Raw genomic sequence first — 14,418 nt, 5'->3', positions numbered from 1 at the left:
GAATACCATCGCGCTCATTCGAAACGATGTTGCAATATATTGAATGAACGTAAGGCGAAAGTGGGCGACAACTGAGGGCATATGGTTAAAGCGTTATGTCAGAAGACTCCATGTAGACGATTGCCGGTTCAGGCGTACCAATGACGACTGAACTGGCCGACCCGAGTACTGTTTTAGCAAAGAGGGCCCAATGATTCGACCGTCTAGCCTGTGTCTGATAAGCTGCCGCGCGATCCGGATTGGCGTCTGGGGTGCTCGGCGTACCCCGCGTACGCGTGCGCTCCGCGGCGCCAATCTGAACTGCTCACAACACTTATCGAACCCAGCCTAATTAGGCGCCCTTAAGACACCGCGGTCAGCAAGATGCCAGCGCCACCAACAGCACTTACTGTTCCCAAGCCTGCTAAGAGTCGACTATCGGTCCGATTGTCCTCTGCGCGCTCTCTGTAAGCGCACCAGAAGAAGCATAGAGCCAAAACACCTATAAGAACCGCATATATTTCCATCGCGCAGACCTTTAACAAAGTTGGTTTAACTTCCCATACGATTGATTAGGCCAAGTAAATTCGCCCCCCAAAGACTGCTCGGGGAATTCTAATGGATGACGTCTTGTGAAAAATATCCTATTTCGGTACGGTTTCTCAAAGAAAACGGAACAAAGCCGCTTAAAGAGCACGAGACACGGCATAGTTCAACCTTGCCACGGTCAACCTGCGGGTTAGCGGTATCGCCCAAGGTAAAAGCATCCTGACGCGCGCCAGGTCATGCAGCGCAAGACGCGCCGGCCGGTGCAGTTCGAGACCACCGTGCAGACCCGGCAGTCGGTCTCTGGCTGGATTGAGAGAGCCCATCTGGACTCCAAATAGTAGCTCTTTCCAAGCCGGGTAGCTAACGAGGTTGACGATGCGCCTGAGATTGCTGAGCAGATGGAGGTATAGCGCGACGTTGACCAGCCATAAGAGGACACATGAGTAGAGAGTTTAAGTCCATCAGCTGTTCAGATGCGCCTCTTGCCCGCGCTTGGACGTCATGGAACTATCGTCGTGAACAGGTAAACCGCGAAAATCACCAGATGCACTGTACCCTGCATGATGGTGGTGCGTCCTGTACCAAGGGACAGCGTGGCGACGATAAGCGACAACAGAAGAAGAGCAGTGGACTTCACATCGATGCCGAGAGACAGCGTCAGTCCGGATGCCAAGGACACGATGGCGACAGCCGGGATTGTGAGGCCGATGCTTGCCAAAGCGGAGCCAAGTGCGAGGTTGAGGCTGGTCTGCAATCGGTTGGCTCGCGCAGCTTGGTATGCAGCGATACTCTCTGGCAGCAGCACCACAGCGGCAATGATGATGCCAACCAGCGCCTTCGGCGCGCCAGCAGCGGCAACCACCGCTTCCAATGTTGGAGACAAGGACTTCGCAAGCAGCACGACACTCGCTAGACAGACAACCAGGAGCACCGCACTCATTATCGCCATCTTTACAGGTGGCGGAGGCGCATGCGCCTCCTCATCGCCCGACTCTGCCTCCGGCAGAAAATAGTCACGGTGGCGTACGGTCTGGACAAGAACGAATGTTCCATATAGGACGAGGGATACGACGGCGATGAAGGCCAGCTGGCTGCTGCTGTAGGCCGGCCCTTGCGCGGTCGTCGTGTAGTTGGGCAACACCATCGTCAGCACGGAGATGGCCGCAAGTGTGGCCAAGGCAGCCGAGACACCGTACAAACCAAACGTTTGTTCGCGGTGCAGCCGCCCGCCCGACAACAAGCATAGTCCCACCATGCCGTTGAGGATGATCATCACTGCGGCAAATACGGTATCGCGCGCCAAGCCGCTGGTCGCTTCGCCGCCGGCGATCATGAGCGACACGATGAGCGCGACTTCGATGGCTGTTACGGCAAGCGCGAGAACTAACGTGCCGTAAGGTTCGCCAACCCGATGGGCCACCACCTCTGCGTGGAAGACAGCAGCGAGCACGCCGGCAAACAGACCGGCGGTAAGGAGAAACGTGTACAGAACGCCTATCGCGTCGCCAGCGCCCAGGTAGGCGCCGGCCAAGAGGAGCCACGCCGTGCCTGGGGCAGCAACGGACCATAACGGTAGCGAGCTGGATAGTTTCATTCGTTGTTTTTTGTTTGAAAAACGACGTTATCATAACAACGATTGCCATGCTCAGATGCTTCATCTGGACGCTTTGCTACGGACGAACTCCGCAAGAGATCTTGCCTCATCGGATCGTCATCACTTCGCTTCCAGCTTACTTTCGCCATCACGTCTTGAATCAAGGTGATACGCTGGCTTGTATCGGTAGTTGTTGGCTCAAGCAAAAGAAGCAGCTGATGATCAAATGATGTTCCTGAAGAAAATTAACCGGTCAGGCCATGCTGGTCGGATACGGTCGAATCGGTCGCCGGACCGCCGCTGACCATGGCTGGCTATGCAGAGGAGCCGGAGTACTCAATCAAGCAAGTATCGCGCGGGCTGCCGCGCCGGTAACGGGAACTCCCGACACGTTTCACGTGAGGACGATGATGGAGGCTGCCCCTACACTCAATCCGAAGATCCTAGAGCGTTTTCGCCCTGACCTGCCTAGTCGAGGCCGAGGCAGATTGCTGCTGGAACAAGGAGTCACAGCGCAGTGCCAGGGGCAATCTGTCCGGGATCGGCAGGCAGGTCAGGATGAAACCGTTCTAAAGTGCCGACTGAGCGGTTTTTAGTGATCGCTGCGCTTCACGGACACGACGGCATCAGCCTCCTTGACACATCAATCGCAGTCGAATCATCCGCCCCCGCAGCATTGCGCGTGAACGTACATCCATAAGCCGGATTGGCCACCACGGCCGGCGTCAGCACATCATCGCCCGCCGGCTTCACGCCGGTCTGCTCCCAGTTCACCATCGCCTGGAAGGCTTCCACCTGTTCCGCGTTGGTGAAGTCGCAATGTCCCGGCGCGCGGATCGCGCGCTGCACCAGCCATTGGTCGCTGCCGTTGGTCTGGGCGCGGCGCTTGTAGATCTGCTGCATGCTGAACGGCACGAACAGGTCGCCCAGTCCATGGATGGTCACGACCGGCACACTGAATTGTCCGTTCACCTTCGGCACCCAGCGCAGGCCGTCGGCGCGCAGCGGATTGGCATCCGGCGCCGGTGTCACCCGCAGGATGCTCGCATTCATCGCCTGCTCCGCCGCCGACTGGGCGGGGTCGTCATCGAGCTGATAGACGAAGCCGCGCGTGTCCACCACGTTCTTGTTGAGAACGCCTTCAAGCGTGCCGTTGTCGCCGAAGCGCCGCCACACGCCTTCCTGCAGGGGCTTGAGCTTGAAGCTGTCTTCCGCGACGGGGCGCGGCCCGCCGGTCAGGTTGATGAAGGCGGAGCGCAGCTGGCGGCCCTTGTCGGTGAGTATGGAAGGATAGAGCAGCCAGAGCTCTTTCTTGATGTCGTCTTCCTTGCTGTCGAAATCGGTCACCGGGAAACTGGCTGCCGGCTGACCCGCGATGTACTGCGCCGCCAGCTGGTAGGCATTGGCATAATTGAAGAGCTCGGTGTCGCCCACCACGCCGCACATCGACACCACGCCGTTGTACGCCACCTTGTTTCTTGCGGTGGCCTGGGTTTCGCGCTCGACTGCGGCGGCGGCGACATGGCCGCCCATCGACGCGCCGACGATATAGATGCGCGATGGTGCCGGCAGCGCACGGTTGTTCTGCGCGGCAATGGTGGTGAACGCCAGCGCCAGCGCATTGGTGTCTTCGACGCCGGCGCGCACGTCGTAGCCGTTCTTGCTGAAGGTGGATGCGGCCCAGGCGTAGCCGTTTTCAATCAGGTGGCGGCGAATCGGAATGTCGGACACCTTCAGCCCCGGATCGAGGCCTTCATAGCCGTGCGCATACATGACGAGGCGACCATTCCAGTTGCGGGGCACTTCGATGCGGTAGCCGCTGCCGTTGAGCACGCCGGCCCAGCGGTCGGTTTCCACCGCGGCGCCGGCGAGCGGGCCGAAGGGCAAGGTTGACTGGTCGAGGGTAAAGACCAGGGAGTCCTGCAGGCGGGTGTCGGCGCCCGCGGGGTTGGCAGGATTGGCCGCAGGGGCCGGGTTCGCCGGTGCGGTCGGGTTGGCGGCAGGAACGGTTGCTGCCGGCGGCGGTGCGGTGCCGGCGGTCCCCGCGGTCGCGGTATCGTCGCTGCTGCCACCGCAACCGGCCAGCAACAGCGCTGCGGGAACCATCGCCTTGAGCAGACCCTGAGCGAAAGAGGGGGAGAAAGCGGAAATCTTGTTCATTGTTCTTGCCTTTTTCTTGCTTGTTTGAATGAGCGGCGGCGCATGCCGATGCCATGGCGGGGCGCGCATCTTCAGGCGCCCGAGGGCCAGTTGCCGCCTGCCTGTTGAGCAGGCGGCTAAAGCATCAAAACATCGGACGGAAACGATCCAGACCGCTACCGCGCGTTGTTGCCTTGTTGTTTCGGTATGTCCTGTTGAGTTATTGAGCGGACGCAGGGTTTTTGTTTCCGCGTAATCGCGGTGCGCATGAGCATCGTCAAATGTCCGTGGCGGATTGGGCTTGTCTGGATGCAAGTTTGCAGGCGAAGAGATTTCGGCACCGGCAACCAAGATTTCGGTTGACTTCAAAATATGATGGTCATAATATGACGCTCATCATATTACGGATCCTGCCTTCTCCCAGAGGTAGAAGGCCAGATCAGCGGCCCGGAAAATGAAACATTTTCCGGGCCGAATCAATAGAGAGCCCGGCCATGCCCCAGTCAGTCAAGCCCAGCCGCAAGGAGCTTTCCCATGAGCGCATTCTCGAAGCCGCATCGCGCGCGATCAGGCGGCAGGGCTTCGACGGCGTCAGCGTGGCCGATGTCATGAAGGAGGCGGGGCTGACCCATGGCGGTTTCTATGCGCATTTCGACACGCGCGAAGACATGGTGGCGGCAGCGATCGCCTATGGCGCGAAGCAGAGCGGCGAGTCGCTGGAGCGTGGCGTCGCCGTGCGCTGCAGGCGGGGCGCGACGCCGTTTCGGGCGTTGATCGAAGCCTATCTGTCCGAATTGCATATCGAGTCGAAGGAGGGCGGCTGCGTCGTGGCGGCGCTCGGCTCGGAGATGTCGCGCCAGTCGCCCAAGGTGCATGAGGCCTCGGCGGAACGCATCATGGGACTCGTCAGGCGGGTGGAAGCCACGCTGGCACCGGAGGTACCGAAGGAGCGGGCCATGGCCATTGCCGGCACCATGGTCGGAGCGCTGCAGATGGCGCGTGCGCTGGGCGGCAAGGCAGGCAAGGAGATGCTTGCCGCAAGCCGCGAGGCATTGCTCGAACAATACGACCAGGGTCATCCGTCCGCCATGGCGGACAACGATGGATAGCAAGATGGAGTGAAACGGGAAGGCGCGTTGCTTCCCGCGTAACACTCCTTTTTATTTCGCCATAAATATGATGGTCATCATATTTTATTCCGCGGTTGGCGCCCGGGGGCCCGCCGTCAGGCAATGCGGCAACATGAACTTGAAAGGAAACGCTATGAAACTCCAGGGTGCAACCGTATTGATCACAGGCGCGAACAGGGGCCTCGGCCTGGCCTTTGCCCGCGAAGCGCTGGCACGCGGCGCCAGCAAGGTGTATGCGGCGGCGCGCGATCCGTCGCGGGTGACGCTTGCCGGCGTCACGCCGATACGCCTCGATGTGACGAAGCCCGACGAGGTCGAGCAGGCCGCGCGGGAATGCGCCGACGTGACGCTGGTCATCAACAACGCCGGCATCGCGGGCTTTGACAGCGTGACCGGGCCCGACGCCGAGGAAGCGCTGACCCGCCATTTCGAAACCAATGTGCTGGGCGTCTCGCGGGTCAGCCGCGCATTCGCGCCGGTGCTCAAGCGCAACGGCGGCGGTGCGCTGCTGAACGTGCTTTCGGTGGCGAGCTGGAAGAGTTCGCCGATGCTCGGCGCCTATTCGGTATCGAAGGCCGCGGCATGGGGACTGACCAATGCCCTGCGCGCCGATCTCAAGCCGCAGAACACGCAGGTGACCGCGCTTCATGTCGGGCTGATCGATACCGACCTGACGCGCGACATCGATGCGCCGAAGTCCTCGCCGGAAACCATCGTCGGCCGCGCTTTCGACGCGCTGGAGAAGGGCGCAAGCGAAGCGCTGGCCGACGATGTGACGCGCCAGGTGAAGCTGGGCCTGAGCCTTGAACCCGCCGTGTATCTCGGCTGAGCCAACCTGGGAGAAAGTCATGACAACTCCGCTTCAAGCAGCCGTTCCCGTTCCCGCTGACGTCGCCGATGCCGCTGCAGCAACCGCGGTTCAGGCACGCCCGTCGCCCTGGCCGACTTTCTGGATCGCCAGTATCTCGGTGCTGCTCGTCTCCATCGATACCACGGTCCTGTATGCCGCATTCGGCTCGCTGCGCCAGGCGTTTCCGGCCGCTTCGCCAGCGGACCTGTCCTGGGTACTCAATGCCTACACCGTCATTTATGCGGCAATGCTGATTCCCGCCGGCGGTCTGGCCGACCTGCACGGACGCAAGCGCATGTTCCTGCTTGGCACCGCGCTGTTCCTGATCGCCTCCGCCGCCTGCGGCGCGGCGACCAGCGTCACGGCGCTGGTCGCCGCGCGCGTGCTGCAGGCGATCGGCGCGGCATTGCTGACGCCGGCGTCGCTGTCGCTCATCCTCGACGCCTTCCCAAAGGAGAAGCGGGCGGTGGCGGTCAGCCTGTGGGGCGCGGTCGGCGGCCTGGCGGCAGCCATCGGCCCGAGCGTGGGCTCGCTGATCGTCGACATGATGGGATGGTCATGGGCTTTCTATATCAATCTGCCGTTCGGCGCGATCTCGCTGGCGGCGGGCGTGTACATCCTCAAGGAATCGCGGGGCGTGTCCGGGACCGCCGGCAAGCGATCGCTGGACCTGGTCGGCATGCTGCTGCTGGTGCTGAGCGTGGGTGGCATCGCGCTGGCCATCACCCAGCTTGAATCGCGGACCTGGGAGCATTGGGAAGTGCTGGCCGTCGGTGCGGCGTCGCTGGCCGGGCTTGTCGCCTTCGTGGCCTGGGCGCGCGTCGCCTCCCGGCCGCTGGTCGACCTGGCCCTGTTCCGGAACCGGACCTACAGCGCGGTCAACCTGGCCACGCTGTCATTCGCGATGGCGTTCGCCATGATGTTCTTTGCCTTCTTTTCCTACATGATGGAAATCTGGCACTACAGCCTGCCGCTCGCCGGCATCGCGGTCACTCCCGGCCCGCTGATGGTGGTGCCGACCGCGATCGTGACCGGCCGCATTGCCGGCAGGATCGGGCATCGCAAGCCGCTGGTGATCGGCTCGCTGGTGTATGCGGCGAGTGGATTGTGGCTGGCGCTGGTGCCGGGCACGGAACCGCAGTACCTGACGCACTGGCTGCCGGCGCTGATACTGAGCGGCATCGGCGTCGGCATGGTGCTGCCCTCGCTGTCGGGCGCCGCGGCGGCCGGCCTGCCGCCGGATCAGTATGCGGTCGGCAGCGCGGTGAACCAGGCGGTGCGTCAGATCGGTTCGGTGCTGGGCGTGGCGCTCACCGTCATGTTTCTCGGCCACGAAGGCTTGATGCGTTCCGACTTCGCCACGCTGTACGGCCTGCACGTGGTGCTTGCGCTGGTAACCGGCGCGCTGTGCCTTGGCGTCAATACGCGGCCGAAGACCTCCTGAACGAGCCGTCCGCTTCCGCCGTGCCTGTCGCCGCCGTGGCGGCGAGTTTGGCAAGCGTTCCCCGGCCGCTTTTCCTCCCGGCCGGGGAACGCTGTCCGCCGGCACCGCGCAGCCAGCTGACGATCAGCGCGCCGAGTGCCGCAGCGCCCTGCGGCAATGCTCCACGCGAGCGTCGAGCAGATCCCGCTGAAACGATCCCATTTCCTCATCCAAATTGAGCGCAGCCGCAATCGCATTCCATTCCGGCCCGGTTGCGCAGTAGCTTCACCCTCCAGATTCCAGGCAATGTCATTGCAGCCCGCCCCGTATGCACCCTGCCGCAAGGCTATCGCCCACGGCATTGCTTTCTTTCTTTAATTATCTATATGGTGAATTGAATGCCAGAAATGGCCCGGGTTTCATTTCCACGTTGCGTCTGATCGCGTCAAAAAAACGGAAATATTCCGGTTGACGATTGAAAATCCATGGAATACGATATTCTTTATTCACCAAACGGTGAATAAAGAATTCGATCTGACCAGTATTTCGTGCAGCATTCCCTGACAACAATTATCTGGAGACATCATGAAATCCGTTCGAATGATCGGCCTGACCGCCATTGCGCTGTCCGGCCTGGTGCACCTGACCGCCGCCGCACAGAACGGCGCCTATCCTTCCAAGCCGATCCGCGTCATCGTTCCGTTCACCGCAGGCAGCACGACTGACGTCATCGCGCGCGCCATTACCGACAAGCTGGGCAGCAGCCTCGGCCAGCAGATGATCGTCGAAAACCGCGGCGGCGCCGGCGGCACGCTCGGCGCCGGGCAGGTCGCGCATGCGGCGCCGGACGGTTACACCATCCTCATCCATTCCTCCTCCCATACGGTCAGTCCCTCGACCTACCTGAAGCTGCCGTATGACACGATCAACGACTTCGCGGGCGTCACGCCGATCGCCACCCTGCCCAATGCGCTGGTAGTCTCGCCGTCGAAGAACATGAAGACGCTCAAGGACCTGCTCGACCAGGCCAAGGCCAAGCCGGGCCAGCTGAACTATGCATCGGCGGGGCAGGGCAGCGCCACCCACCTGAACGCGGAGAAGTTCAGGACGCAGGCGAAGATCGATGCCATGCACATTCCCTTCAAGGGGTCGCCGGAAGCGGTGACGGAAGTCATGGGCGGCCGCGTCGACTATTACTTCTCGCCGGTCGCGCCGGTGCTGTCGCATATCAAGGACGGCCGCCTGGTGGCGCTGGCGGTCGGTTCGCCGAAGCGATCGACCGCACTGCCCAACGTGCCGACCACCAGCGAAGCGGGCGTGCCGAACTCGGAATTCAATTTCTGGATCGGCATGCTGGTCCCGGCGAAAACGCCGAAGGACATCGTCACCAAGCTCAATGCGGAAGTGCAGAAGGCGCTGGCCTCGGAAGACGTCAAGGAACGCTTCGCCAAGCTGGGCGCCGAGCCCTGGACCATGGCGCCCGAGCAGTTCGACCGCTACATCAAGGACGACATCGCCGCCAACGCGAAGCTGGTGAAGGAAGCCGGCATCGCGCCGCAATAAGGCACGGCAAGTCGGGCCGCAGTCGGCGGCCCTTCCAACATTCAAACCAAGCAAGCCAAGGAATCCTCCATGACAACGCAAAGACTCGGACTCATCATGCATGGCGTCACCGGACGCATGGGCATGAACCAGCACCTGATCCGTTCCATCGTCGCCATCCGCAAGCAGGGCGGCGTGGTCCTGTCCAACGGCGACAAGGTGATGCCCGACCCGATCCTGATCGGACGCAACGCGGAAAAGATCGAGGCGCTGGCAAAGGCGCATGACATCGCCCGCTGGGGCACCAACCTGGAAGAAGCGCTGGCCAACAAGGACGACAGCGTCTTCTTCGATGCCGGCACCACCCAGATGCGCCCGACCCTGCTGGCGCAGGCCATCCGCGCCGGCAAGCATGTGTACTGCGAGAAGCCGATCGCCACCAATCTCAATGAAGCGGTGGAAATCTGCCGCCTGGCGCAGAGCTCCGGCCTCAAGCATGGCGCGGTGCAGGACAAGCTGTTCCTGCCCGGTCTGCGCAAGCTCGACATGCTGCGCCGCTCGGGCTTCTTCGGCCGCATGCTGGCGGTGCGCATCGAGTTCGGCTACTGGGTATTCGAAGGCGATCTGCAGCCGATCCAGCGCCCGTCATGGAACTACCGCAAGGAAGACGGCGGCGGCATGATCCTCGACATGATGTGTCACTGGCGCTATGTGCTGGACAATCTGTTCGGTGAAGTGAAGTCGGTGTCATGCCTCGGTGCCACCCACATCCCCAAGCGCTGGGACGAGAGCGGCAAGCCCTACGAGGCCACCGCGGACGATGCCGCCTACGCCACGCTGGAACTGAAGGGGCACAACGGCGAACCCGTCATCGCGCAGGTCAACAGTTCCTGGGTCACCCGCGTCAAGCGTGACGACCTGGTGACCTTCCATGTCGACGGCACCCATGGATCGGCGGTGGCCACGCTCACCGAATGCCGCTCGCAGTCGCGCGTCAATACGCCGCGCCCGGTGTGGAATCCGGACCAGAAGCAGACCATGGACTTCGCCGACCAATGGCAGGAAGTGCCCGACACCCAGGCTTACGACAACGGCTTCAAGGTGCAGTGGGAACAGTTCATCCGCCACGTGGCCGAAGACGCGCCTTACCGCTACACGCTGCCGGAAGGCGCGAAGGGCGTGCAGCTTGTGGAAAACGCCTTGCAGAGCTGGAAGGAACGGCGCTGGGTGGATGTCTCTCCGCTGCCAGTCTGAAACCCGAGATCTCATCCGAGGACCAACATGAGCCTGACCCTGCAATTGCCCGTTGAAGACGGAAGCCTGCGGCACTATGCGTTGAGCCAGCGCACGCCCGTCGCGCCGCCGGCAAAGCCGGCATTCAACCGCATCGCCTATTCCGCCGCGCACGTGGTGGCCGAGCCGTTCGCGCCGATCGATCCCTGGCTCGAAGCCGCCATCGACTGGGATGCCACCATCGCTTACCGCCGGCGCCTCTGGTCGATGGGCCTGGGCGTGGCCGAGGCGATGGATACCGCGCAGCGCGGCATGGGCCTCGACTGGACTACCTCGCTCGAACTCATCCGCCGCTCGCTGGATGCGGCGCGCGACTATCCCGGCGCGCTGGTCGCCTCCGGCTGCGGCACCGACCACCTGTCGCCCGACGCCGCGCGCAGCGTCGACGACGTGATCCGCGCCTATGAGGAACAGATGGCCGCCATCGAAGCGCTGGGCGGCAAGCTGATCCTGATGGCGAGTCGGGCGCTGGTGCGCGTGGCACGCGGACCGGAGGATTACGAACGGGTCTACGGCAGGCTGCTGCGGCAGGCGAAGCAGCCGGTGATCCTGCACTGGCTGGGCGACATGTTCGATCCCGCGCTGGCCGGCTACTGGGGCACCGCCGACCTCGACCGCGCAATGGACACCGCGCTCGGCATCATCGCCGCCAATGCCGACAAGGTGGATGGCATCAAGATTTCGCTGCTCGACAAGGACAAGGAAATCGCCATGCGCCGCCGCCTGCCGCCGAACGTGCGCATGTACACCGGCGACGATTTCAATTATGCGGAACTGATCGCCGGCGATGGCGAGGGCGCGCAGCCCAATCATCAGCAGAGCGATGCGCTCTTGGGCATCTTCGATGCCATCGCACCGGCGGCCAGCGCCGCGCTGGCCGAGCTGGCGGCGGGCAACACCAGCCGCTTCCATGAGATCCTCGCGCCGACGGTTCCGCTGTCGCGCCACATCTTCAAGGCGCCGACCCGCTTCTACAAGACCGGCGTGGTGTTCATGGCATGGATCAACGGCCACCAGGATCATTTCGTGATGGTGGGCGGCCAGCAGAGCACCCGTTCATTGCCGCACTTCGCGCAGCTGTTCCGCCTGGCCGATGATGCCGGCCTCATCGAGCAGCCGGAACTGGCCGCGCGGCGGATGAAGCATCTGCTCGCACTGCATGGAATCGAGGCCTGACATGCGCGACTTTTCGGAAGATCACCGCTGGCTCTCGATCAACACCGCGACCGTGCGCGCGCAGTGGAAGCTGGACCGCATCATCGATGAATGCGCGCAGCGCGGCATCCGCGCCATCTCTCCCTGGCGCGACCAGGTTGCCGCGGCCGGCCTCGAGCGCATTGCCTCGCAGGTGCGCAGCACCGGTATGAGATTGTCGGGCTACTGCCGCGGCGGCATGTTTCCCGCCTCGACGGCGGAAGGCAGGCAGCTTGCGCTGGATGACAACCGCCGCGCGGTCGATGAAGCAAAGACGCTCGATGCGGCCTGCCTGGTGCTAGTGGTCGGCGGGCTTCCCGGCGCCTTGCAGGGAAAGGCCGAGCACAAGGATATCGCCGCAGCGCGCAGCGACGTGCGCGACGGCATTGCCGCCACGCTGGAATACGCCCGGCAGGTTGGCATGCCGCTGGCGATCGAACCGCTGCATCCGATGTATGCCGGCGACCGCGCCTGCGTCAATACCATGGAACAGGCGCTCGACCTGTGCGACCTGCTGGACCCCGAGCGCTCGGGGGCGCTCGGCGTGGCCGTCGATGTCTATCATGTCTGGTGGGACCCCAAGCTGGAAGAGCAGATCCGCCGCGCCGGCAAGGAAAGGCTGCTGGCCTTCCATGTCTGCGACTGGCTGCTGCCCACCCGCGACATGCTCAACGACCGCGGCATGATGGGCGACGGCGTGATCGATATCCCGCGCATCCGCGCCTGGGTGGAGCAGGCGGGCTACGCGGGCTATAGCGAAGTGGAAATCTTTTCCTCGGAAAACTGGTGGAAGCGGGACGGCGGCGAGGTGCTCGCCACCTGCATCGAGCGCCATCGCAGCGTGGTGTGATCCTCGGCCAGCCTTGCGCGGCCGGAGTGTATTCTGTATTCCGGCATTGTCCGACCGGCCCTGATGCAAGGATAATTGCCGCAACGTTGAGGATGGGAACCACGCAATGACAGACAAGGCAGCAAGCGCCGGCACGCCGGAAGACGAATCGAACTTGGCGGACGGATCCAGGGAGGCGCCGCAGGAACCGGCTCCCGTCACCGGGCGCAATCCGGTCCGGACGCGCCAGGCGATCATCGAAGCGGCGACCGAGGAATTTTCCACGCTTGGTCTGGGCGGCGCGCGCATCGATGCCATCGCGGCGCGCGCCGGTTTGAACAAGCGCCTGCTGTACTACTATTTCGGCAACAAGGAAGCCCTGTTTCAGGCAGTGCTGGAACGTGCCTACGAAAACATCCGCTCGGCGGAGCAGGGCTTGCAGCTTGATGAGGTGGACCCGGTCGAGGCGGTCAGGCGGCTGGTCTCCTTCACTTGGCATTATTACATTCAGCATCCCGAATTCATCACGCTGCTCAACAGCGAAAACCTGCACCAGGCGACCCACCTGAAGAAATCGGAACGTATCCGGGAATTGAATTCCCCGCTGATCGATACCTTGCAGCGCGTCCTCGAACGGGGCCGCGCCGAGGGACTGTTCCGCGCCGGCGTCGACCCGCTTCAGCTCTATATCTCGATCGCCGGACTGTCCTTCTTCTACCTGTCCAACCGGCACACCTTGTCGGCTGTCTTCGGCCGCGACCTCAAGCAGCCCAAGGCGGAAGCGGAACGGCTGTCCCACATGACCGACCTGGTGCTCGGCTACCTGCTGCGCTGATCAATTCATTGATTTCATGCCTTACCTGCCCGGTTCAACAAACCGCCGCTAATCGATCGGCACAGGAACGCCGCAGGGTAGGGGAGCAGGGCGGCCGACACCTGGCCGGTTAAGCATTCTGGTGCGACTGTTGCAAACTCTCATGGATCAAGCGCTTCCGGAAGGAGACGCAAACAACAAGCTTCGCGGTGCCTTGCATTGCCGTTCCTTGTGGCGGATCAAACGAGGCCATTCTCATCGCATGACAATTCCCGAACAGGTTCATATCACTGTTCCTGCTGCCATTTCCCAGTTACGGCACTTTGCTGGGGAGGAGATGCGTAATGAGCATTACCAATCGTAATACCGGAACGAATGTTGAAGAAATCGGCGATGGCATCTATCGCATCAACACACCGGTAAGTACCGTTCCCGGCGGATTTTCGTTCAATCAATACCTGATCGCTGACGATCAGCCATTGCTCTTCCACACCGGACCGCGAAAAATGTTCCCGCTGGTCCGTGAAGCGGTCGAGAGCGTGATGCCAGCCCAACAGCTGAGCTTCATTGCACTGTCCCATTTTGAAGCCGATGAATGCGGCTCTCTCAACGAATGGCTCGCGGCTGCGCCTCATGCGGTTCCTTTATGCGGGCGGATTGCAGCAATGGTATCGGTCGACGATTTCGCTGACAGGCCTTCCCGAGCGATGGCAGATGGCGAAGAGCTGACGCTGGGAAAACACACTGTCAAATGGCTCGATACACCCCACCTGCCGCATGGATGGGAAACCGGGTACCTGATGGAGACGACCACCGCAACGATGTTCTGCGGAGATATTTTTACGCAAGGCGGATACGGAGACGTCGCCCTTACCGGAGATGACATTCTCGAGCCAAGCGAAGCGTTCCGTCAGCCATTGGATTATTTCTCGCATTCGAGCGATGCCGGAATGCTGATTGAAAAGCTGGCGTGTCAAAGGCCGGCCACGCTCGCCTGCATGCATGGAAGCGCATGGGCCGGCGACGGAGCGGCGCTGCTGCGGGCGTTGGCGCTGCGACTCGCAGGTCCTGGGCAGAGCTGA

Annotated in this window: 11 protein-coding genes; 9 read left to right on the top strand and 2 right to left on the bottom strand. The window is 62.2% G+C overall.

The window, feature by feature from the left end; all coding sequences use genetic code 11:
* Positions 1–1,027: 1,027 nt before the first annotated feature.
* Positions 1,028–2,122, bottom strand: a complete 1,095-nt coding sequence (locus FH061_RS04690; protein WP_151633471.1) for a calcium:proton antiporter — start codon at positions 2,120–2,122, stop codon at positions 1,028–1,030.
* A gap of 609 nt (positions 2,123–2,731) precedes the next feature.
* Complete coding sequence (locus tag FH061_RS04685) at positions 2,732–4,282, bottom strand: alpha/beta hydrolase family protein (protein ID WP_225984483.1); 1,551 nt, start codon at positions 4,280–4,282, stop codon at positions 2,732–2,734.
* A gap of 473 nt (positions 4,283–4,755) precedes the next feature.
* On the opposite strand from FH061_RS04685, the gene FH061_RS04680 reads away from it, so the two are divergent.
* The 9 genes from FH061_RS04680 to FH061_RS04640 all read left to right on the top strand — a co-directional run bounded on the left by FH061_RS04680 (position 4,756) and on the right by FH061_RS04640 (position 14,418).
* Positions 4,756–5,370 (top strand): TetR/AcrR family transcriptional regulator, encoded by a 615-nt coding sequence (locus tag FH061_RS04680; RefSeq protein ID WP_151633469.1) that lies wholly within the window; start codon positions 4,756–4,758, stop codon positions 5,368–5,370.
* A 154-nt stretch (positions 5,371–5,524) separates the two neighbouring features.
* Positions 5,525–6,220 carry an SDR family oxidoreductase gene (locus FH061_RS04675; protein ID WP_151633467.1) on the top strand — a complete coding sequence of 232 codons (696 nt, stop codon included), beginning with the start codon at positions 5,525–5,527 and terminating at the stop codon, positions 6,218–6,220.
* A gap of 19 nt (positions 6,221–6,239) precedes the next feature.
* Positions 6,240–7,685, top strand: a complete 1,446-nt coding sequence (locus FH061_RS04670) for an MFS transporter (RefSeq protein ID WP_151633464.1) — start codon at positions 6,240–6,242, stop codon at positions 7,683–7,685.
* Positions 7,686–8,249: 564 nt separating this feature from the next.
* Positions 8,250–9,227, top strand: coding sequence for a tripartite tricarboxylate transporter substrate binding protein (locus FH061_RS04665; protein WP_151633462.1), 978 nt, complete (start codon positions 8,250–8,252; stop codon positions 9,225–9,227).
* Positions 9,228–9,296: 69 nt separating this feature from the next.
* Positions 9,297–10,460: a Gfo/Idh/MocA family protein gene (locus tag FH061_RS04660; protein WP_151633461.1), complete on the top strand. Its 1,164-nt coding sequence runs from the start codon at positions 9,297–9,299 to the stop codon at positions 10,458–10,460.
* A 27-nt stretch (positions 10,461–10,487) separates the two neighbouring features.
* Positions 10,488–11,675 (top strand): dihydrodipicolinate synthase family protein, encoded by a 1,188-nt coding sequence (locus tag FH061_RS04655; protein WP_151633459.1) that lies wholly within the window; start codon positions 10,488–10,490, stop codon positions 11,673–11,675.
* 1 nt (position 11,676) lies between these two features.
* Positions 11,677–12,543 carry a sugar phosphate isomerase/epimerase family protein gene (locus FH061_RS04650; RefSeq protein ID WP_151633457.1) on the top strand — a complete coding sequence of 289 codons (867 nt, stop codon included), beginning with the start codon at positions 11,677–11,679 and terminating at the stop codon, positions 12,541–12,543.
* A 106-nt stretch (positions 12,544–12,649) separates the two neighbouring features.
* The gene (locus tag FH061_RS04645) at positions 12,650–13,357 is read left to right on the top strand and encodes a TetR/AcrR family transcriptional regulator (protein ID WP_151633455.1); all 708 of its coding nucleotides are present in this window, start codon (positions 12,650–12,652) and stop codon (positions 13,355–13,357) included.
* A gap of 323 nt (positions 13,358–13,680) precedes the next feature.
* Complete coding sequence (locus FH061_RS04640) at positions 13,681–14,418, top strand: oxygen-binding di-iron domain-containing protein (RefSeq protein WP_151633453.1); 738 nt, start codon at positions 13,681–13,683, stop codon at positions 14,416–14,418.

Origin of the sequence: Noviherbaspirillum aerium (assembly GCF_008929045.1) — a bacterium.
Classification (GTDB): Bacteria; Pseudomonadota; Gammaproteobacteria; order Burkholderiales; family Burkholderiaceae_D; genus Noviherbaspirillum; species Noviherbaspirillum aerium.
The sequence above is the reverse complement of the archived record's forward strand: the minus strand, read 5'-3'. Positions and strand labels throughout refer to the sequence as shown.